General features: G+C 69.2%; 17 protein-coding genes. 10 read left to right on the top strand and 7 right to left on the bottom strand.

All coding sequences use genetic code 11. The annotated features are described in order from the left end of the window. Nucleotides 1–3: 3 nt before the first annotated feature. Both thiC and gpmA read left to right on the top strand, forming a co-directional pair. Nucleotides 4–1,308 (top strand): phosphomethylpyrimidine synthase ThiC, encoded by a 1,305-nt coding sequence (gene thiC, locus ACZ5V4_RS17230; RefSeq protein WP_464316105.1) that lies wholly within the window; start codon nucleotides 4–6, stop codon nucleotides 1,306–1,308. 149 nt (nucleotides 1,309–1,457) lie between these two features. Continuing rightward, on the top strand, nucleotides 1,458–2,210 hold the full coding sequence (gene gpmA, locus ACZ5V4_RS17225) for a 2,3-diphosphoglycerate-dependent phosphoglycerate mutase (RefSeq protein ID WP_464316104.1): 753 nt from the start codon (nucleotides 1,458–1,460) through the stop codon (nucleotides 2,208–2,210). Nucleotides 2,211–2,356: 146 nt separating this feature from the next. On the opposite strand, the gene ACZ5V4_RS17220 is transcribed toward gpmA, so the two are convergent. Beyond that, complete coding sequence (locus tag ACZ5V4_RS17220; RefSeq protein ID WP_464316103.1) at nucleotides 2,357–6,469, bottom strand: hypothetical protein; 4,113 nt, start codon at nucleotides 6,467–6,469, stop codon at nucleotides 2,357–2,359. A 67-nt stretch (nucleotides 6,470–6,536) separates the two neighbouring features. Between ACZ5V4_RS17220 and mutY the strand changes: the two genes are divergently transcribed. Next, entirely contained in the window at nucleotides 6,537–7,631 is a 1,095-nt protein-coding gene (mutY, locus tag ACZ5V4_RS17215; RefSeq protein ID WP_464316102.1) for an A/G-specific adenine glycosylase, read from the top strand. 7 nt (nucleotides 7,632–7,638) lie between these two features. On the opposite strand, the gene ACZ5V4_RS17210 is transcribed toward mutY, so the two are convergent. The 4 genes from ACZ5V4_RS17210 to ACZ5V4_RS17195 all read right to left on the bottom strand — a co-directional run bounded on the left by ACZ5V4_RS17210 (nucleotide 7,639) and on the right by ACZ5V4_RS17195 (nucleotide 12,636). Then, nucleotides 7,639–9,756, bottom strand: a complete 2,118-nt coding sequence (locus ACZ5V4_RS17210; RefSeq protein WP_464316101.1) for a sensor histidine kinase — start codon at nucleotides 9,754–9,756, stop codon at nucleotides 7,639–7,641. Nucleotides 9,757–9,775: 19 nt separating this feature from the next. Further along, a complete protein-coding gene (locus ACZ5V4_RS17205) occupies nucleotides 9,776–10,801 on the bottom strand; it encodes an ABC transporter substrate-binding protein (protein ID WP_464316100.1) in 1,026 nt (341 codons plus the stop codon). 65 nt (nucleotides 10,802–10,866) lie between these two features. Then, nucleotides 10,867–11,781 (bottom strand): dihydroorotate dehydrogenase, encoded by a 915-nt coding sequence (locus ACZ5V4_RS17200; RefSeq protein ID WP_464316099.1) that lies wholly within the window; start codon nucleotides 11,779–11,781, stop codon nucleotides 10,867–10,869. A 75-nt stretch (nucleotides 11,782–11,856) separates the two neighbouring features. After that, nucleotides 11,857–12,636 carry an iron-sulfur cluster-binding protein gene (locus ACZ5V4_RS17195; RefSeq protein ID WP_464316098.1) on the bottom strand — a complete coding sequence of 260 codons (780 nt, stop codon included), beginning with the start codon at nucleotides 12,634–12,636 and terminating at the stop codon, nucleotides 11,857–11,859. A gap of 246 nt (nucleotides 12,637–12,882) precedes the next feature. Between ACZ5V4_RS17195 and ACZ5V4_RS17190 the strand changes: the two genes are divergently transcribed. From ACZ5V4_RS17190 to ACZ5V4_RS17170, 5 genes are all read left to right on the top strand, one after another. Continuing rightward, a complete protein-coding gene (locus ACZ5V4_RS17190) occupies nucleotides 12,883–14,076 on the top strand; it encodes a cyclic nucleotide-binding domain-containing protein (RefSeq protein ID WP_464316097.1) in 1,194 nt (397 codons plus the stop codon). Continuing rightward, complete coding sequence (locus ACZ5V4_RS17185) at nucleotides 14,073–14,852, top strand: motility protein A (RefSeq protein ID WP_464316096.1); 780 nt, start codon at nucleotides 14,073–14,075, stop codon at nucleotides 14,850–14,852. Before ACZ5V4_RS17190 ends, ACZ5V4_RS17185 begins: the two co-directional genes overlap by 4 nt. A gap of 37 nt (nucleotides 14,853–14,889) precedes the next feature. Beyond that, nucleotides 14,890–15,747 (top strand): OmpA family protein, encoded by an 858-nt coding sequence (locus ACZ5V4_RS17180; RefSeq protein WP_464316095.1) that lies wholly within the window; start codon nucleotides 14,890–14,892, stop codon nucleotides 15,745–15,747. Next, nucleotides 15,744–16,562, top strand: a complete 819-nt coding sequence (locus ACZ5V4_RS17175; protein WP_464316094.1) for a tetratricopeptide repeat protein — start codon at nucleotides 15,744–15,746, stop codon at nucleotides 16,560–16,562. The genes ACZ5V4_RS17180 and ACZ5V4_RS17175 overlap by 4 nt, the downstream gene beginning before the upstream one ends. Nucleotides 16,563–16,639: 77 nt before the next feature. Then, on the top strand, nucleotides 16,640–17,266 hold the full coding sequence (locus tag ACZ5V4_RS17170; RefSeq protein WP_464316093.1) for an FMN-dependent NADH-azoreductase: 627 nt from the start codon (nucleotides 16,640–16,642) through the stop codon (nucleotides 17,264–17,266). A 67-nt stretch (nucleotides 17,267–17,333) separates the two neighbouring features. On the opposite strand, the gene ACZ5V4_RS17165 is transcribed toward ACZ5V4_RS17170, so the two are convergent. Continuing rightward, nucleotides 17,334–18,434, bottom strand: a complete 1,101-nt coding sequence (locus ACZ5V4_RS17165) for a tetratricopeptide repeat protein (RefSeq protein ID WP_464316092.1) — start codon at nucleotides 18,432–18,434, stop codon at nucleotides 17,334–17,336. A gap of 36 nt (nucleotides 18,435–18,470) precedes the next feature. Then, nucleotides 18,471–19,232: an HD domain-containing protein gene (locus tag ACZ5V4_RS17160; protein ID WP_464316091.1), complete on the bottom strand. Its 762-nt coding sequence runs from the start codon at nucleotides 19,230–19,232 to the stop codon at nucleotides 18,471–18,473. A 132-nt stretch (nucleotides 19,233–19,364) separates the two neighbouring features. Here ACZ5V4_RS17160 and ACZ5V4_RS17155 point away from each other — a divergent pair, with 132 nt between their 5' ends. Next, nucleotides 19,365–19,763, top strand: coding sequence for a response regulator (locus ACZ5V4_RS17155; protein WP_464316090.1), 399 nt, complete (start codon nucleotides 19,365–19,367; stop codon nucleotides 19,761–19,763). Nucleotides 19,764–19,768: 5 nt separating this feature from the next. After that, a complete protein-coding gene (locus ACZ5V4_RS17150; protein WP_464316089.1) occupies nucleotides 19,769–20,491 on the top strand; it encodes a Tim44 domain-containing protein in 723 nt (240 codons plus the stop codon). Nucleotides 20,492–20,517: the final 26 nt, after the last annotated feature.

The raw sequence follows: 20,517 nt of genomic DNA, 5'->3' as shown, positions 1-20,517 counted from the left end.
GATATGACCCTGACCAGCAAAAACACAATAGTTTCCGCCTATCTCAAATCGCACGGCCAGCAGTTGGCCGAGTTCGAACGCATGGACGTGGAGGCCATCCGCAAGGGCCTGGACGCCGGGCGCATGGCCCTGCTCGCCAACCCCTCGCACAAGAATGTATCGCCCACGCTGATTGGTCAACCCGCCAGGGTGAAGGTCAACGCCAACATCGGCACGTCCCCCATGATCAACAACGTGGAGATGGAACTCCAGAAGCTCAAGCTGGCCGAGAAGGCCGGGGCGCACGCGGTGATGGACCTCTCCACCGCCGGCAACCTCGACGAGGTGCGCGTGCGCATCCTGGAAACGAGCCCCCTGCCGCTGGGCACCGTGCCGCTCTACTCCGTGGCCCAGCCCTACGTGGCGCGCGGCCAGGACCCCAGCGACTTCTCCGTGCAGGAGCTTTTCGAGGAAATCGAGAAGCAGGCCGAGCAGGGCGTGGACTTCATGACCCTGCACTGCGGCGTCACGGCGCGCGGCGCGTCCCTGGCCTCGGACGGCAGGCGCGTTTTGGGCATCGTCTCGCGCGGCGGATCGCTGCTGGCGCGCTGGATGAAGCGCCGGGGCGTGGAGAACCCGCTCCTGGAGGGCTACGACAAGCTTCTTGAAATCTGCCTCAAGCACAACGTGACCATAAGCCTGGGCGACGGCCTGCGCCCGGGGGCCGGGGCCGACGCGGGCGACGCCGCCCAGTGGGAGGAGGTCGCGGTGCTGGGCGACCTGGCCCGGCGCGCCGTGGAGCGCGGCGTGCAGATCATGATCGAGGGTCCGGGCCACGTTCCCCTGCACCTGGTTCAGGGCCAGATCCAGGGCATCAAGCGCCTGACCAACGACGCGCCCCTCTACGTGCTCGGCCCCCTGACCACGGACGCGGCCGCGGGCTACGACCACATCGCCGGGGCCATCGGCGGGGCCCAGGCCGCCTATTTCGGCGCGGACTTCCTGTGCTACCTGACCCCGGCCGAGCACGTCACCCTGCCCGGCCCCGAGGACGTCTGGGACGGCGTGAAGGCGAGCCTCATCGCGGCCCAGAGCGCCGAAACCGCCTTGGGCCGCCCCTGGGCCGTGGAGCGCGACCTGAACATCTCCAAGGCCAGGGCAGCCCTCGACTGGGAGGCCATGGCCGACAACGCCCTGGACCCGCACACCTTGCGCAAGCGCCGCAAGGACTTCCACCAGGAGAAGGAATGCGCCATGTGCGGCTCTTTCTGCGCCATCCGCATGCTGGAGGGCATCGAGGACTCCCCCGCCCCCTGCGGCAAGAAGTAGCCCCCTCCCCGCTCTTTCCCACCACCCGCCCGGAAAGGACCCGAATCCTTTCCGGGCGGTTTTCTTTGCCCTCCCGGCGTGCTATCCTCGAAACAACGTCCCGCCCTGCATCAACAAATCCCGGCCCGGCCGGATCACGGAGAACGCCCATGTTCAAGCTCGTGCTCGTCCGCCACGGACAAAGCCAGTGGAACCTAGAGAACCGCTTCACCGGCTGGACCGACGTGCCCCTCTCCCCCCTGGGCGAGCAGGAGGCCATGGCCGGAGCCAGGGCGCTCACGCAGGCCGGGTACGGCTTCGACGTCTGCTTCACCTCCTACCTCAAGCGGGCGGTGAAGACCCTGGACATCATCCTGGAGGAGATGGACCTGATGTGGCTGCCGGTGCACAAGTCCTGGCGGCTCAACGAACGCCACTACGGAGCGCTCCAGGGCCTGGACAAGGCCGAGACGGCGGCGAAGTACGGGGAGGACCAGGTGTTCGTCTGGCGCAGGAGCTACGACGTGCGCCCGCCCGCGCTGGGCGAGGACGACCCGCGCCACCCCCGCCTGGACCCGCGCTACGCCGGTCTCACCCTGGACGAGCTTCCAGCCGTGGAATGCCTGAAGGACACAGTGGCGCGCGTGCTGCCCTACTGGCACGCCACCCTGGCCCCGGCCATCGCGGCGGGCAGGCGCGTGCTGGTGGCGGCGCACGGCAACTCCCTGCGCGCCCTGGTGAAGTACCTGGACGGGGTCGGCGACGAGGACATCGCCCAGCTGAACATCCCCACGGGCGTGCCCCTGGTCTACGAGCTGGACGCGGAGCTCAAGCCCGTGACGCATTACTACCTCGGCGACCCCGAGGAGATCGCCAGGCAGATCGAGGCCGTGGCCAGCCAGGGCAAGGCCAGGAAGGGCTGATCCCGCCCGGGCGGCGCGGCCCATGGCGCGGGCGGGCCGGGACCTGCGTCCGGCGCGTGACCGGCAGCGCGCACGGGCCAAGCCCGGCCATGCACGCGCGATCCCACGGATGCGCGCCCGGAGGCAGCCCCGGGCGCGCGGCAACGCTAACCTTCCTTCTTCTTTTCCGGTTCCGGGGCCTGGTCGAACCCTTCGTGCAACACGGGGGCCTGGGGCTGCGCTTTTGGGGCGTCACCGGGCACGCGACGCGGAAGCTTCAGTTCCGCCTTGCGCCACGCCCCGCCCTCGCTGAAGCTCTCCCAGCCCCAGCGCAGCCACTTGAGAAGCGACAACGCCAGCCACAGCGACCACGCCAGCATTACGCCCCGGTACCACCACAAGGACACCGAGAACACGGACGCCCCGGGCGTGGCCCCAGTCACGCGGTCGAAGTACCAGGCGAGGTGGTGCTCCGAGGAGCCGTTGCCCGTGATGCCCATGACCGGGCTGCCCAGAAGCCCGGTGCGGATGGCCTCGAACAGGCTGCCCAGGCCGATGAGCGTAAGGAGCACCAGCCCAACCTGCACCGCGTTGAAGGCGAACCAGCCCCCGCCGAGCCTGTATTTTCGCCGAAGCCCGAGGGCCAGGAGCCAGAGCACCGCGAACACCGCCGCGCCCAGGTCCACCTGGGTCAGGCCAAGGCCGAGAAGCAGCCACTGCCAGCGCCCGAGCGGCGTCCAGGGCACGAAGCCCAGGACGAACGCGGCCACGGCCACGGCTGCGACCGAGCTCCAGAAGAGCACGGCCGGGCCCATGGGCGTGTCCGCCCCGGCCCAGAGGATCCAGCGGTCGCGCGGCATGTCCATGGCGAGGCTCACGTTGGCCGCCGCGTGCCCGAGGCCCACGGACGGGGCATGAGCCAGGGCCCCGCCGCCGCCTGGCTGCCGCCAGGAGACCAGGACGTTCTGCGCCCCGGGCGAAAGCTGCAAGCCCACCTCGCCGGGCTTGTCCGAGGACCACGGCGCGGGCCTGCCGCCCACGCTCACGGCCGTGATCTCGCTTCCGGCGGGCAGCGTGAGCGCGTGCCGCCCGCCGAGCGCCGAGCGCAGGTTCACCGTCAGGCTTGCGGCGTCCAGCCGCTTGCCCGGGGAGACGGCCAGCCTGGCCGAGTCGATGGTCAGGCTCTCGCCCGGGGCGGGGTCTGGCCGCGTGACCGCGATGACGGCCTTCTCTCCCGGCCAGGGCCGCCATGTGGGCGTCCAGCGGCCCGAAGCGTCCAGGCTCGTGACGACCGGCGCGCCCGAGAGCGAAACATCCCAGACCGGCGAGGCCGCGAGCCTCCAGACCTCCACCCACGTGGAACCCTCGGCCGCCGCGAGCTCCAGCTTGGGCGCAATCTCCAGGCGCGAGCGGTAGCGCGCCTCGCGCTGCCCGGCCGACAGGGCCACCACGGCGAAGCCGCCCTCCACGCGGGCGTCGCCGGAGAGCACGGATTCCCCGGCCAGAAGCGGCACCTTGGCGACCACGGGCTCACCGGCCCCGGCCAGCCTGCGCACCGTGACGCCCGCCTCCCAGGAGAGGCCGAGCTCGAGCGAGCGCTCCACCTCCAGGAAGGGGGGGATCACGGCGGTCATGGCCGGTTCCCCACCCGGGCCGGGTTCCTGCTTGCGCGTGAGCGTCAGCCCGCCCTCCACGTCCCCGTCCGGGCCAAGGCCCAGCACGCCGAACCCGGGCGCGTCCACCCGGGCGCTGCGCACGGGCAAGGGGGTGGAGACCGTGAACGACGCCCCCGGCGGCAGCGGACCGCTCAGGACGATCCTGTGCGGCCCCTCGGGCACGAGGGCCCACAGCCCCTCGCCCCTGGAGAGGAGCGTGGCCGGGGCGCCGTCCAGGGTGGCGCTCGACGGCCGCCAGCCGTCGCCGACCACGGGCAGGGGCAGGGCCAGCCGCGTGGCCGCGCCCGCTTCCAGGGTCAGGGTGAGGGCCTGGGCGTCGGCCTTGAGGCTCAGGCGCGAGAGTCCGGCGCAGTCCGGGAAGCAGTCGGCGGGCCTGGTCAGGCGATCCCTGAACTCGTCCAGGAGCTCCTTGGGCGGCGCGCCCTGGGCGAGCGACAGCGAGGGAAGCGCCAACGCGAGAACGAGCGCGGCGGCCACGGCGGCTCCCGCGCCCTTGGGCCCGCGCGCGCCGCGCCCGGCCACCAGCCAGAGCGCGGCCAGGAGCAGGGCCACGCGCGCGAAGCACAGCGCCGAGGAGAGACCGGGGCCTACGAGCACGAGCGTGAACGTCTGGCCCGCGTCCACGGGGCCGTTCCACTTCAAGCGCGCCTGGCGCCAGTGCCAGTCCGGCACGCCGGGGCCCGTCTGCACGAGACTCGACGGGTCCTGCTCCAGGGAACTCCTGGACTTGAGCATGGCGGGCTCGGGCGCGACGGGAGCGGACTCCATGCGCGCGGCCCCGGCCGGGGCGGACCTGCGCGCCACGGGCGCCGCGTCCTGGCTGGCGAAGGGCACCGCCGAGGAAGGAAGCTCCAGCTGAGGATAGACGCCGGTTCGAAGCTGCGAGGCCACGAACGGCAACGACGCGACGGCCACGACTCCGAGCGTCGCCCAGAAGAGCAGCCGCGCGCCGCGCGCGGCCCTGGTCCAGGCCTCGGCCACGCCCTTGCGTTCGAAGAGCGTCCGGATGCCGAGCGCGGCCAAGAGCGCAAGCCAGATGTTCACCGGCGCGAGCGGCTCGTGCTGGGCCACCGCCAGGTAGGCCAGGAGCGCCGCGCCCGCGGCGACCCCGCGCAGCTTGAAGGCCGCCAGGGCCGTGAACAGCGTGAGGAAGATGTTCAAGAGGTTCCAGCGGCCCACCCACGACCCGCTGACCGAATCAGGCCCCACCGCGTCCAGGAGCCGCCAGCCCGGCGGCAGGTTGACCTCGGCCGTGAGCGAGGCCGCGTCGGCCTTCCAGCCCGTGGCCGGGACCGGCGCGGTGGGGTCCGGGTAGCGCGACTCGGCGGTGAGGTTCAGGTTGGCGTCCCGAAGCTCCACCCCGCTCGCGCCGTCGCCGCCCAGCTTGACGATGGGCAGGTCGCCCCCGGGGGCCGACACCCGGCCGAGCTGCCCCGGAGCGAGCATGGAAAGCGACCAGCCGCGCCTGAGCGTGCCCGTCAGGGCGTCGCGCGCCGTCATGCCCTTGCCGTCGAAATCCAGCCAGAAGGCGCGCGTGAAGTTCAGGCTGTCCGTGCGGGGCGAGGCCTCGCCGCGCCGCGTCTCCTCGAAGGAGAGCGTGCCCCCGGCCTGGGCCGTGAAGGCCGGGAAGCGCTTCCAGGCCTCGGGCAGGTCGGTGGTCTTGGGGTCGATGGAGGCAAGGCCCTTCACGCGCAGCTCGCGCAGGGCCGCGTCCTGGGCGAAGGCCCATGTTTCCGTCCCGAAGGGGGCCGTGGCAGGGCCGAAGAAGGTCGCGGGCCCGGGCAGGCGGCTCGTGACCTCCACGTCGTGGCGGCCCGCCCCGGCCTGCACCAGGAGCTTGCCGTCGGGGCCGAAGCCCACGGGCACGGGGGAGGAGACGGACATGGGCGTGGCGTCCCGCGGCAAAAGCCCGTCCAGGACGATGGTGCGCGTGCGCCCTGAGACCTCGATGCGCGCGGCCGTGGTCACGGTCATGGGCACGCCGTCCTTGATGAGCCTGAAGACCTTCACGGCCACGGACTCCTCGGGCGCGGCCGCCTCGTCCGCGCGCGCGATTTCGAGCAGGCCCCGGTCGTCCAGCTTCGGGCGCGCCACGGCCTTTCCGTCCAGGACGAGTTCCACCATGGCCACGCCAGGGGGCATGGAGAGCGCCTTGGGCGCACGCTTCCAGGGCAAGGTCCCCCGGATGCGGTGCTCGCCGGGCTCGATGCGAACCTGGGGAGTTCCCGAAGCGTCCAGCACGGCGGCCTCCCGGCCGTCCAGGGTCACGCCCTGCGGCCACAGCCCGGGCGCGGACGGCAAGGGCGCGGCCACGGGGGAGAAGGCGCGCACGGTCATCTCGAATTCGGCCCCGTCCGGCCCGGCCTTGACGGCCACTCGCATGGGGAACAGGCACTCGCGCCTGGCCGGGTCGCCCGCCTGGGGCGGGCAGGAGGCCCACTGCGCGCCGTGAAGCACCCAGCCGCGCCACTGCTCGAGAACGGGCGGAACCCAGTCCTGCCTGCCCGTGGCGGGTTCGGCCTGGGGCGCCGGAGGCTGGGCTGCGAAGGCGCTCGCGGGGAGGACGGACAGGGCCAGGGCGAGAAATACCACGGCTGCACGCATGGGATCTCCTTGATCGACTGCGGTTCGTGCTTATGCTATAGTCCAGCCCGCGCGGCTTGGAAACCTCATGACTGAATCCCCACAGTTTTCTTCCCTGCTCCTGGACTGGTTCGAACGCTCGAAGCGGCCCCTGCCCTGGCGCGAAGGCTACGACCCCTACCACGTCTGGCTCTCGGAGGTGATGCTCCAGCAAACCCAGATGGACAGGGCCGTGGAGTACTTCAGGCGCTTCCTCGCGCGCTACCCGGACATCGAGGCCTTGGCCCGCGCCGACGAGGAAGAGGTCCTGCGCCTGTGGGAGGGCCTCGGCTACTACAGCCGGGCGCGCAACCTGCTCAAGGCCGCGCGCGTGATGGCCTCCGAGCACGGCGGGCGCGTGCCGAGCGACTCCAAGGCGCTCTCCGCGCTGCCCGGGGTGGGCCGCTACACGGCCGGGGCCGTGCTCTCCATCGCCTACGGGCGGTCCGTGGCCGCGGTGGACGCCAACGTGGAGCGCGTGCTCGCGCGCGCCTTCGACCTCGCCGGGAGCCCGCGCGGCCCGGAGGGGAGGAAGCTCTTCGAGGGGCTGGCCGCGTCGCTCATCCCGGAAGGCCGGGCCAGGGACTTCAACCAGGCCCTGATGGAGTTCGGGGCGCTGGTGTGCACCCCGCGTGACCCGGCCTGCGGCCGCTGCGCCTTACGTGGCGTGTGCGGGGCCTTGCGGGCCGACACCGTGGAGTTGCGCCCGGCCCTGCCCGAGGCCAGGCCCGCCGTGCTCATCGGCATGGGCACGGCCGTGATCGAGCACGGGGGGCTCTTCTTCGTGCAGAAGCGCCGCCCGGGCGGGGTCTGGGCCGGGCTGTGGGAGTTTCCCGGCGGGCAGATCGAGCCGGGCGAGACCCCGGAGGAGGCGACCGTGCGCGAGGTGCGCGAGGAGACGGGGTTCGATGTCGCACACAGGGGCAAGCTCGCGGTGATCAAGCACTCCTACACGCGCTACCGCGTGACCATGCACGCCTACCTGATGGGCTTTCCAGAGGGCGCGGCCCCCGGCGAGCCGGTGCTCACGGCGGCCACGTCGTGCCGCTGGCTGCGCTTCGAGGAACTCGCCACGCTGGCGTTCCCCACGGCCATGCGCAAGCTCGTCCAGGCCATGGAGCGCGACCCCAGGCTCGCGCCCTGACGGGCTTTCAGCCCACCCTGTTGAAGGGCAGCGACACCCTGAACAACGCCCCGCGCCCGGGGGCGGACTCCACGACGATGCTGCCCTTGTGGTTCTCCGAGATGATGAAGTAGGCCACGGAAAGCCCGAGCCCGGTGCCAACGCCCACGGCCTTGGTGGTGTAGAAGGGCTCGAAGATGCGCTTGCGCGTCCCCTCGTCCATGCCCGGGCCGTTGTCCTCGATCTCTGCCACGGCCATGCCGCCCTGGCCGAGGGTGCGCAGGGTGATGCGCGGGGGCGGCCCGTCCTTGGGCAGCTCGCTCAGGGCCTGGGCCGCGTTCTTGACGATGTTGAAGAACACCTGCTCGATCTCAGTGGTCTGGCACTCCACTCCGCCCAGGTCCGGGGCGTACTCGCGCACGATCTCGATGCGCCTGAAGTCGTACTGCTTCTTGAGGTCGTAGTCGCCGCCCGCCAGCTCGATGGTCTTGTCCAGGAGTTGGGCCAGGTCGCACGTGGCGTACTCCCCGGCGGACTTGCGCGAAAAGCCCAGCATGTTCCTGACGATCCTGGAAGCCCTGCCCCCGGCGTCCGCTATGCCGTGCAGGAAGCCGTCGATGCCCCTGGCCCGCAGGTAGGCGAGCATGGCGTCCATGTCCACGCCTGTTTCCGCAGCGGCGCTGCTGTTCGCCGGGAGCGAGGGGTCCAGCCTGCGCTCGATGACCTGGGCCGCCTGGAGGATCGAGGCCAGGGGGTTGTTGATCTCGTGGGCCATGCCCGCCGCGAGCCCGCCCACGGAGAGCATCTTCTCGGTCTGGACCATCACGTCCTGGATGCGCACGCGCTCCGTTACGTCCTCGATGACGCAGACCACCCCCCCAGGCTGCCCTCCCTGCGCGGGGAGCGGGGCCGCGCCCAGCGACAGGATCAGGCGTGGTGCCCCGTCCCGCGCACGGTACCAGAGCGTGCGCCCGAGCACGGGCCTCCCGGTGGCGCGCGCCAGGAACACCGGCAGGTCCTCGAGCGCCACCGAATCGCCCGAGCGCGTCTCGAAGCGCCCGGTCCAGCCTTCGCTCCCCCCGCCCACGGCTTCAGGGCCCAGGATGGCCAGGGCGCGCTGGTTTGTGTAGTCCGCCCGGCCGCTCGCGTCGAAGGTGGCGATGCCCACGGGGGTCGTCTCCGTGAGCACCCGGTAGCGGGCCTCGGAGGCGCGCAGCCTGGACACGGCCTTGCGCAAGAGCCACAGCGCCGCCGCCACCAGCGCCAGCACCACCAGGGACACGGCCCCGTTGAGCGCGGCGATGCGCTCCGCCGGGCGCAGGAGCTCGTCGGTGTCCGCTTCCACCACCAGGAGCCAGCCCGTGGTCTTGTCCGTGACGGCCATGGCCAGGCGCTCGTTGTCCCCGGACTGGTAGCGCACCGGGGCCTGGCCGGGCTGGGCGCGAAGCTCGGCCGCCGTCCGCGCCGGGGGCTCGAACTGCCCCGGCCCCTTCCAGGGCGGCACGGCGAGGGGCTGGTCGGCGGCGTCCATGATGAAGGCCCCGCCGGTCCGGCCCAGGTGCACCCCCGCGAGCACTCCCTCCGAGAAGTAGGTGACGTCCACCACCACCACGAACACGCCCTCCACGTCCCCGGAAGGGTCGCGCACGGGAGCGGAGACCACCAGGATGGGCCTGCCGGTCAGCTTGCCCTGGGAGAGCGTCTCCAGCACGGTTTCGCCCTTGAGGGAGCGCCCGAAGTAGGCGCGGTCGAACACGTTGATCGTTCTGACCATGGCCGGGTCCGAGGCCACGGTCACGTCGCCGTCGGTCCGGGCCACGAAGGCGCGGTCGTAGCCGTTGAACCTGCACCGCTCCGCCAGGCGGGCATTGGCCGCCCCCCTGGCCGAGCGGGCCAGGTACCCGCTGCCGAGCGCCAGCCTGAAGACCTCCTCCCGGCTCCACAGGGTGGCGTCGCCCACGATCCCGCTTGTCTTCTCCGACACGGACTTCTCGAGGAAGAAGAGGGTCTGGGCCATCTGCCCGAGCGCGACATCCTCCACCGTGCGCCTGGTGTGGAAATAGGACAGCCCCGTGGTCAAGACCACGCCGGCCAGCACCACGAACAGCACGGGCACGAAATAGCGTTCTTCGAGAGGATTGCGCATCATGCCTCGCTTTGACGGCCTATTGGACGACCACTCCCGCGGCCTCGATGAGCTCGAAGGGAATCGTGAGCCCGAGCCGCTCCGCTTCGCGCAGGTTGAGCATGATCACGCCCTTCTGGTTGATGCGCATGGTGAGCTCCCCCGCCCGCACGCCGGCCGTGAACACCTCGGAGACCATCTGGCCCGCCAAAAAGCCCTGCTCGTGCGCGGATTCGAGCACCCCGCAGAGTATCTCGTGCTCCATGGCCACGTCCGTGAAGCCCAGGGTCGGCTTGCCGCTCGCCTCCCTGGTCCAGCGCGCCAGCTCCCTGGAATCCATCACCTTGCCCGTGGCGTCGTCCACGATGGACTGGTAGAGGCCGATGGCGAAGGCGTCCACCTGGCCCTTGTAACGCTCCACCACCCGCCTCCATTCGGAGAAGCGCGTGACCGACTCCTGCGCGGCGAGACTCACCGCGAAGGGCCCGTTGCGGTCCAGGTCCTCCCTGAGGTCGCTCATGATGTAATGGCCGGATTCCGAGGAGTCGATGAGGAACACCGCGCTCTTCGCCCAGGGCACGATGCGCGAAAGAAGCTTGAAGCCGTCGCGGAAGTGCCATATCTCGCGCACCCCGGAGACGTTGGAGGCGGGGAAGCCGTACTTGGCGGGATCGGCGTTGACGCCGCAGAAGATCACCTGGGGGCGGTGCGAGCCCTTGAGGTAGGGGACGACGAGGTATTCCTGGGCCGCGTCGTCCACGGTGACCACCACGTCCGGCCCGAAGCTCCGTATGCGCTCGAAGGCGTCGCGCGCGGTCTGGCGCAGCCACTCCGGCGACGGCCGCCTCTTGGCGTCCATGTAGTGGTAGTCGAGGATCACGTCGTGGCTTTTCAGCGCCTCGACCAGGCCCTGGTTGACGTTGTGGGTCCAGATGTATTCCGGGTTGTAGCTGTGGACCACGAAAACCCGGCGCGGCTCCCCCGCCGGAGCCGCGAAAGGCCAGGCCGCGAGCGCGAGGGCCAGTGCCGCGAAGGCGAAGCCCATCCGGGCAAGTGATCCGGCCATGAGGCCTCCTTCGCGGGCTTGGCCCGCGACGCGTCACCCCTCGCCGCCACGCGACGGCCAGGCGACTACCCCACCTTGAGGCTGCCCCGCAGCTCCTCCAGGCTCGTCACGCCCATGGCCCGGGCCGCGTCTGCAAGCTCGCCCGCGAGCCGGAAGCTGAAGTCCGGGCGCAGGAAGTTGGCCGTGCCCACCTGGACGGCCGAGGCCCCGACCAGGATGAACTCCAGCACGTCCAGGGCCGAGGCGATGCCGCCCATGCCAACCACGGGCACCTTCACCGCCCGGCTCACCTGCCACACGCAGCGAAGCGCAACGGGCTTGATGGCAGGCCCGGAGAGCCCGCCCACCACGTTGGCCAGGCGGGGCCTGCGGTTTTTTACGTCCACGGCCATGCCCGTGAGCGTGTTGATGAGCGAGATGACGTCCGCCCCCGCGTCCTCCACGGCTTTGGCGATGGCCACGATGTCGGCCACGTTGGGCGAGAGCTTGACCATCACGGGCTTGCCCCCGGCGCGGCGCTTCACGGCCTCGGTGACGCGGGCGGCCTGGGCCGGGTCCTGCCCGAAGAGCACGCCGCCCTCCTTCACGTTGGGGCAGGAGATGTTCACCTCCAGCGCGGCCACGCCCTCGGCCTGGGAGAGCACGCCCGCCAGATCGGCGAACTCGCCTGCGTCGCAGGCGTAGAGGTTGGCCACGATGGGCGTCTCGCGCCAGGGCAGCGAGGGCAGGTAGGACTTGAGGAAGCGCTCCACCCCGCAGTTCTGCAGGCCGATGGCGTTGAGCATCCCGGACGGGGTCTCGGCCACGCGCGGCATGGGGTTGCCCTCGCGGGGCTTGAGCGAGAGGCCCTTGACCACCACCGCGCCCAGTTCGCGCAGGTCGCCGTAGGGCGCGAACTCCAGGCCGTAGCCGAAGGTGCCCGAGGCGGTCATGACCGGGTTTTTCAGTTCCAGTCCGGCGAGTTCGACTCGAAGGTCCATCCGGGGCTCCTGGTATCTCGCGCGGTGCGTGCACCGTCAGCGGTTGTGCGAATGCGCCGGGGCGGAAAGCCCGGGCTAGAGCGTGACCTTGTCCGCCCAGAACACCGGGCCCTTGACGCAGGTCTGCACGTTGTGGCCCGAGGAGTCCGTGGCCACGCAGCCCAGGCACGCGCCCACGCCGCAGGCCATGCGGTTCTCCAGCGACACCTGGCAGCGCGCGCCGTGTTTGAACGCGGCGGCCTGCACGGTCTTGAGCATGGGCGTGGGGCCGCAGGCCAGCACGAGGCCCTTGGCGAAGGCCTGCACGCGCTCGTCGATGAGCGCGACGAAGCGCGGGATGTCCTCGGGGCTTTTCTCCTGGAAGGATTCGCAGGCCGCGGTGCGTGCGATGTCCTCATAGGGGTAGCAGGAGAGCGGCGGGCGGTGGCCGAAGAGCATGGAGAGCTGCCCGGGCGTTGGGTGCGTGGCCGAATACTCCACGAAGGGCGCGATGCCGATGCCCCCGGACACGATGAGCGTGGGCGTGCCCGGCTCAACGGCGAAGCCCTGGCCCAGCGGCCCCCAGACGGTCACCGGGTCGCCCGGCTGGAGCCTGGCGAAGCGCTCGGTGCCCCGCCCGGCCACCTGGAAATGGAAGACCAGCCTGTCCGGCAAGGCGCGGCAGATGGAGAGCGGCCTGGCCCAGAGGGGGTCGAAGCCCCAGGAGGGCGGGCGCAGCATGGCGAACTGCCCGGGCAGGACTTTTTCGAACCCGGGGTTCTCGACCTCCAGGAGCCACAGGCCGTGGCCCGAGCCCTCGGGGCCGTGGGGCGTCACGCGCAGCACGCGCGCGTCGCGGCAACTTTTTCTGGACATGGATGAGCCTCCGCGCCGAATGTATACTCAAGCACGGTATTAGTAAATGTTTTCAAACCCGCACGGACCCCGCCTTGTCTTCGGGATGCTTTGAGGATAGACTGTCTAGGTTGGCGAAGCATCGCCCAACGCACGGCTGCCCGGACCCGTGCCTGTTGACACATCCTGCCTCCCGCCGCATCTGAAAGTGAGCCGGCCGGACCGTCACGAGACGACAGGGAGAGCCAATTGGAGCGTAAAGCGGCGATGAAGACACCTGAAGTGGGGGACAAGACCAAGAGCTTCCACAAGGGGCAGGTCATCTACAAAGAGGGCCAGTCCAGCAACGAGGCGTACATCATCAAGCAGGGAGCTGTGGCGCTCTACCGCATCTCCGGCAACAAGCGCATCACCCTGGGCATCCTGCGCCCGGGACAAATATTCGGCGAGATGGGCGTCATCACCGAGGAAAAGCGCACCGCATCGGCCGAAGCCCTCGAGTACACCGAAACAATAGTCCTGGACCAGAACCTCCTGCACACGCTGCTTTTGAAAAGCCCGCGCCCGGTGCAGATCATCACCACCTACCTGGTGGAGCGGGTGCGCGCGCTCAACTCCCGCGTGGCGGAGCGGCCCTGCGCCAACACCTTCGCCTCGGTGTGCAACGTGATCCTGCTGGCCTGGCGCGCGGCGGCCAGAAACACGCCCAAGAGCGAGGCCGCGCAACTCTCCACGGCGGACCTCTCCAAGACGATCAAGGACATCCTGCTCGTCACCCAGGCCGAGATCGACGAGATACTGGAGAAGCTCTCCAAGGTGCACGTGGTGGAGATCACCGACATCAAGGGCTCCTACTACCGCAAGGACCCGCTGCTCGGCACCATGAAGAAGTCCAGCGACTACGTGAAGGAGCGCCTGCTCCTGATCCCCGACGCGGAGCGCTTCGCCTCGGTGGTCAAGAATCTTGCCCGCGACAGCCAGGAGTCCTGCGTCACCGAACTCGAGTTCGTGGACCTGGACGACTTCGCGGCCCACGTGCAGGCCAAGCCCGAGAACGTCCTCAAGAAGATCGCCTACGGCGAAATTCCGGAGAACATCTTCTATTTCCACAAGAATTCCGCCTGGGCCTTCGCCGAGAAGAAGGGCGCGGAGTTCTTCCAGCGCGTAAAGAAGCCCCGGCTCAAGATCGAGGACCTCCAGGGCGTGGACGACATCGCAGGCGTGGACAACGCCACCCTCGAGGAGGCGCTTTCGCGCCTGGGCTTCTACAAGGTGTCCGTGCTCGTGTCCGTGGCCGGCGAGGAGGCCCGGGCCAAGATCTTCCAGAACCTCTCCAAGAAGATCGCGGCCGTGGTCAAGGAGGAGGTCGCCGGGCGCGGCGAACCCGACCCGGCCGAGGCCGCCGACGTCGAGGAGGAGCTCCTGGAGCTCATCAAAACCATGAAGGGGCTCAAGGCGTGAACATCGCCACGGTCATAGGCTTCGTCTCGGGCGTGATCATCCTGGGGACGGCCACGTATTTCGCCACGGACTCGGCGCGGGTGTTCGTGAACCTCCCGGGCCTGGCCATCGTCCTGGGCGGCACCCTGGCCTCCACGTTCATCTGCTTCCCGCTCAAGGAAGTGGCCCGGGTGTTCAACATCTTCCTCACGGCCTTGAAGCGCGAGGAACTGCCCATCGGCAACTACATCGAGTCCATCGTGCATATCGCGCGCGAAGCCTCCACCCGGGGCCGGGTGCACCTGGAGAAGGCCCTGCCCGGCATCGAGAACGAATTCCTGCAGAACGCCCTGCAGATGCTCGTGGACGGCTACTCCCGCGAGGAGATCAAGGAAATCCTGGAGACGCGCATCGAGCAGACCTACCAGCAGGAGATCTCGGCCGCGGGCATCTACCGCACCATGGCCAAGCTCTCCCCGGCCTACGGGCTCATCGGCACGCTCATCGGCTTCATCGGCCTCATGCAGGTCATGGGCGGGGGCGGGCTCGGCGCGCTGGGCCAGCACATGGCCGTGGCCCTGACCACCACTCTCTACGGCATCCTGCTCTCCAACCTGCTGTTTCTGCCCATCGCCGTGAAGGTGGAGAAACGCATCGAGGAGCGCGTGCTGCTCATGTGCGTGATCCGCGACGGTGTGCTCTTCATCAAGGACAAGACCCCGGCGGCCATCGTCTTCGAAAAGCTCAAGGCCTACCTGCCCCCCAGGCGCTGGGCCTCCATCAACATCAAGCCCTGACGCGCCCGGACGCGGCCCGGCGGGGTTTGAGGTCCACATGCTCAAGCTGTCCAAACTGCGGGGAAGACTCAAGGACGAGGACGAGGGAACCTGGTTCGTCTCGCTGGCGGACCTGCTCACCCTGCTCCTGTGCTTCTTCGTGCTGATGCTCTCGGTCTCCCACCTGGACCAGGAGCGCTACCACAAGGTGGCCGACTCCCTGGAGGAGGCGCTCAAGACCGAGAAGGCCCGCAACAGGGACTCCGCGGACAAGCGCCCGCTGGGCTCGTCGCTCGCGCCCGAGCCCCAGGCCGGGGGCCAGCTCTACCCCGTGGTCCAGCCCTCCCTGCCCCCGCAGGTCTACCAGCCCGTGCCGGGCGCGCCTCCTGGCGAGGGCCTGGGCTTCCCGGCAGGGCCGGGCGGCGGCCAGACCGCGCCGCAGCAGGCCTCCCGCGCGCCCAAAACCATCGACGAACTGGGCGCGGAGCTGGGCCTCAGGTTCGCCAAGGACCCCTCCGGGGTGCAGGTGGAGAAGCGCGAGGGCGGCTACGCCGTGACCCTCAAGGGCGCGGTGCTCTTCGACCGCGCCAGCGCGGACCTGCGCCCGGCGTCCATCCCCTACCTCGACTCCATCGCGGCGTCCCTCACCCAGACCCCCTACAGCGTCACCGTGGAGGGCCACACGGACAACCTGCCCATCCAGTCCTTCGTCTACCCCTCCAACTGGGAGCTCTCCGCCGCCCGGGCCGCCCGCGTGGCCCGCTACCTCATCGACAGGGGCGTCGCGCCCTCGCGCCTGCGGATCGCGGGTTTCGCCGACACCAGGCCCGTGGCCCCCAACGACACCGCCCAAGGGCAGCCCCTGCCCGAAAACCAGGCCCGCAACCGCCGCGTGGTCGTGCTCATCAACCCTTGAGCGACGCCCGCGAAACACTCGACTGCGGGCCAGCGCCCGGCACCTCCAAGCTCAGGGGGGTCTTCTCCTCGCCCTCCATGCCGGGAAGCGAGCCCGACCCCGCCGTCCCCAAGCTCTACTGGTTCGCGCGCGAAATGGCCGACGGGCTCATAAGCATCCAGCTGCTGGACGAGCATTGCCTGCCCACGGCCAGGAAGCACGCCATGCCCAAGGCCGCCTTCCTGGAGGCCTTCACCCTGGAGCCGGACCTGGGCTACCGCCTGCTCACGCAGCGCGTGCTCACGGGCGACAGCTTCCGCGAGCAGGGCAAGAACGTGGAGGCAAAGATCGAGTACCTGAAGGTGCTGCGCATCGACGAGGAGAACATCAGGGGCAATTTCGGCCTTGGGCTCGCCTACCTGGCGCTCAACCAGTTGGAGAAAGGCCGCTACGCCTTCGAGAAGCTGGTGAACATGGAGGAGAGCTTCCTGCCCGAGCACAAGCACCTCTTCAACGAGTTCGGCATCGCCATGCGCAAGAAGGGGCTCTTCGAGGAGGCCCTGGCCTTCTACCAGCGTGCCCGCGACCTCTGCGCCGACGACGAGAACCTGCTTCTGAACATCGCCCGGGCCTGGTTCGAGAAGGGCGACACGGAGATGGCCTACGCCTCGCTCAAGGACTGCCTGTCCCTGGAGGCGGGTTTCCGCGAGGCCCTGGCCTTCCTGGCATACCTGCGCAAGAAGCGCATCTTCCCCATGGACAAGGAGCTGCGCTCCCATTTCGACCGCGAGGCGCTGAAGAGGAGCGAGCTGGGGTCGCTCCTGGACGAGGGCTGAAAAACGGGGCGCCCCTGTTGTCTTCGGGCCCGAAAACGGGGATAGCTCGAGGACAACCCCCGAACCGGGAGCCCACCATGCGCTACATCCTCTACCTCAAGGCCTCGCCGCGCGGCCCCAGGTCGCACTCCGTGGCCGTGGCCGACGCCTTCCTGGAAACCCTGCTGGAAAAGCGCGCCGAAGCGGTGGTGCGCACCAGGAACCTCTTCGAGGAAGACCTGCCGCCCTTCGACGGCCCGACCCTCCAGGCCAAGTACAACGTGCTGCACGGCCTCACCCACGACCCGGCGCAGTTCAAGGCCTGGGAGGCGGTGAAGGGGTACGTGGACGAGCTCAAGGCCTGCTCCATGCTCGTCATGGCCGTGCCCATGTGGAACTTCAGCCTGCCCTACCGGCTCAAGCACTACATCGACCTGATCGTGCAGCCGGGGCTCTCCTTCGGCGTGAACGACGACGGCGCGTTCGGCCTGATCGAGGACAGGCCCGTGTTCATCGCCTACGCCAGCGGCGGGCAGTACCCGCCGGGCAGCGCGTCGCAGGTCATGGACCACCAGAGGCCGTACCTTGAGATGATCCTCAATTATGTCGGGCTGTTCGACATCCGCTCGGTGCGGATGGAGGCCACGCTGGCCGGGGAGGCCACCGTGGCGGGCAGGAGGACCGAGGCCTTGGCCAAGGCCAGGGAGCTGGCGGCCGCGCTGTAAGGCGGCGCGCTTCAGGGGCCGGGCGCTTCGCCGAGCCCGGGGACGCGCAGGTCCGGAGCGGGCCCGCTCAGATGTCCTGGACGCTGTCCAGCGTGCCCGTGGACGGCGGCCCGCCGGGCATGGCCGCGCCCTTGGGCGGCCTGAACTCGCGCCCGAAGAGCTTCAGGTGCAGCTTGAGGCCTTCTGTGAAGTTGTTGTTGATCCACAGGGCTTTCAGCACCGCGTCCTGGGCCCCCACCGAATCGCCCATGAAGAACATGGCCTTGGCCATGTTGAAGTGGATGTTCTCGTCGTCCGGGGTGAGCTCCAGGGCCTGGCGGTAGGCGTGCAGGGCCCCGGGCAGGTCCCCGGCCTTCCTCAGCTTCACGCCGAGGGTGTTGAAGGGGTTGGGGCTGGCGGCGTCGTACTTGAGCACCTCGATGAAGAGCTCCTTGGTCTCCTCCAGCCTGTTGAAATGGGCGAAGGTCTCGGCGGCCTTCTGGAGGTAGGCCTTGTAGCTCTCCAGGTCGCCCCTGCCCCGGTAGGCCTCGGCCAGGCCCTTGTAGGCCTCGGCGAAGAGCTCGTTTATCTTCACGGCCTTCTTGAAGGCCAGGATGGCCTGGCCGTACTTCTGCTTGAAGAGGTACTTGCAGCCCATGTCGTAGTATTTCTGGGCCTGGTTCTCCTCGCTGACCAGTTCCTCGAAGGTCTCGATGGCGTCGTCGTACTTGCCGGCGGCCAGCAGGCGCTTGCCCTCCTGGAGCTGGGCGGTCTCGATCTCCACGAGCTTGTCCACCTTGAGCGCGCGCAGCATGTGGCGCTGGAAGGTCTCCAGGGAATAGGGCCGCAGCACGTAGCCGTCCACGCCCGCGGCGATGGCCTCCAGGACCCTGTCCTTCTTGCCCTCGCTGGTGACCATGACCACCGGGGTGTCCTTGAGGTTCATGTTCAGGCGCAAAAGCTTCAGGAACTTCACCCCGTCCATGTCCGCCAGCATGGAGTCGAGCACCACCAGGTCCACGTCCTGGACGCCCAGGAAGTCGATGGCCTCGGAGCCAGAGGAGAACTGCTGGATGATGGTGGCCTTGAGCTGCTTGAGGCACTGGCGGTCCCTGCGGAGGTGCTCCTCCAGGCCGGACACCACCGCTGCCACGTCGAGCCTGACCATGGGAGTCTCTGATTGCGCCATGAACGGCTCCAATGAGATTGCGTTGAACGAAGAACCCTAGCTATTCAAGTGGTCATAAATCCGGTCTTCCAGCGCAGTCAACTCCGGGGTGCGCGGCAAAAGCCCGAAGAGGCTCCCGGCGAAGCCCCGCTCCAGGAAGGCCCGGCGCGCCGGCCGGAAGTTCAGGTCGAAGACCCAGCTGAGCATCAGGAGCTTGAAATCGTTCTCGTAGCGCATGAGCGCGTAGTCGCCGATGCGCCCGGCCCGGACCTGCTCCACGATGGCCTCGGTGTAGCGCTCCGGGTCGTCGGAGACGCTCAGGAGCACCACGTCCGAGTGCTTGCCCTCCGGGCCCATGTGCCCGAGCATGATGCGCACGATGTCCAGCTTGTCGGCGTCGCGCACCACGCGGGTCACGGTGTCCAGGCCGGTGGACAGGCGCGCGGGCACCACGCGCCGGTTGTGCATGGCTACGGCCCCGAGCACCAACGCGCGCGTCCCGGCGTCCTCCCCTGCCAGCGCCCCGTGGCGCCTGAGCGTGCGCACGCCCAGGAGCGCGTGGTCCGTGGAGTCGCGGTCCTTGAAGGTGCCGTAGGTTGCGTACTGGGGGAAGCGGCCCGCGTCGTGGTAGAGCGCGGCCAGGCGGCAGGTGCGCAGGAGTTCCGGCGGCAGGCCGATCCCCCCGGCCACGGCCTCGGCCTCGGCCAGGACCTTGAGGGAGTGCTCGCGCTTGAGCCCGATATGTTCGTCGTGCACGGGCTCGCCGGTGTTGAAGCCCGCCACGAAGGTTTCGAACCAGTCCAGGTGCTTTGTCGGCACGGTCCACCTCGCAAGTGTCGGCCCGGGTGCAGTGCCTGAACGCGGCGGCATTTTCAAGAACTAACCCTTGTCAGACCCTGGCTATCCTTGTAAATCGAACAGAAAGGATCACCGCGTCCGGAGGTAGTTTTGATGAAAGCGCTCGTGGTGGAAGACGATTTCGCCAGCAGGAAGCTGCTGCAGAAAATTCTCTCGCCGTATGGAGAGGTCGACATCGCCGTCAACGGCGTCGAGGCCATCGAGGCCTTCACGCGCGCCCTGGAGGACGGCGAACCCTACGACCTGATCTGCATGGACATCATGATGCCAGAGATGGACGGCCAGACCGCGCTCAAGCGCATCAGGGCCTTCGAGCGCGAGAAGAGCATCTCCCCCGTGGACGAGGCCAAGGTGATCATGACCACCGCCCTGGACGATCCCAAGAACGTGGTCGAGGCCTACTACAAGGGCGGAGCGACCTCCTACGTGCCCAAGCCCATCGACAAGCAGATGCTCCTGCACCTGCTGAAGAACCTCGGGCTCATCTCCTGACGACGATGCCCAGCGCACGGCTCACCCTTCTTCTGCTTACGCTCGCCCAGCCCGCGAGCCGGGCCCTCGCGGCCGGGGACGGCCCCGCCCGGGCGGCCATGGGCGCGCTGGACTTCCTGTTCATCGGCATCGCCTGCTACGTGGTCTGGCGCATCTTCAACAACCTCGCCCGCAAGAAGCGCGACGAGGACGACGACCCCTACGACGCCCCGCCCGGGCGCGAGGACGGCGACGACGGCGGCGAGGAGGACACGCGCGACAACCGCAGCCGCCGGGCCCAGGCAGCCTGGGAGTACCTGACCGGCGAACCCGGGAAGGCCCTGCACGCCAAGGAGAGCCACGTGCCCGACGAGCCGGGCACCTTCAACGAACGCGAGTTCTTGAGCGGGGCCAAGGTGATCTACGGGCGCATCAAGCAGTCCTGGGCCGCCAGGGACCTGGCCGACCTGCGCCAGTTCGCGGCCCCGGAGATGATGAGCCGCTTCGAGGCCATGGCCGCCTCGCGCATCGAACGCGAGGAGGTCACGGTGCTCCTGGTGGAAGCCAGCGTGCTGGACCTCAAGCGCGACGGCAAGCGCACCGAGGTGCAGGTGGCCTACGAGGCGACCCTGAGCGACGACCCCAAGGCCCAGGCCCCGCGCAAGCTCTCGGAGGTCTGGACCTTCAGCCGCGACGAAACCGTGGCCGACTCAAGATGGCTCCTGGAGTCCATGGAAACCAAGCAATGAAAAAGGGGGCCGCAAGGCCCCCTCTT

This window comes from Fundidesulfovibrio sp. YSD1 (assembly GCF_055397115.1).
The sequence above is the reverse complement of the archived record's forward strand: the minus strand, read 5'-3'. Positions and strand labels throughout refer to the sequence as shown.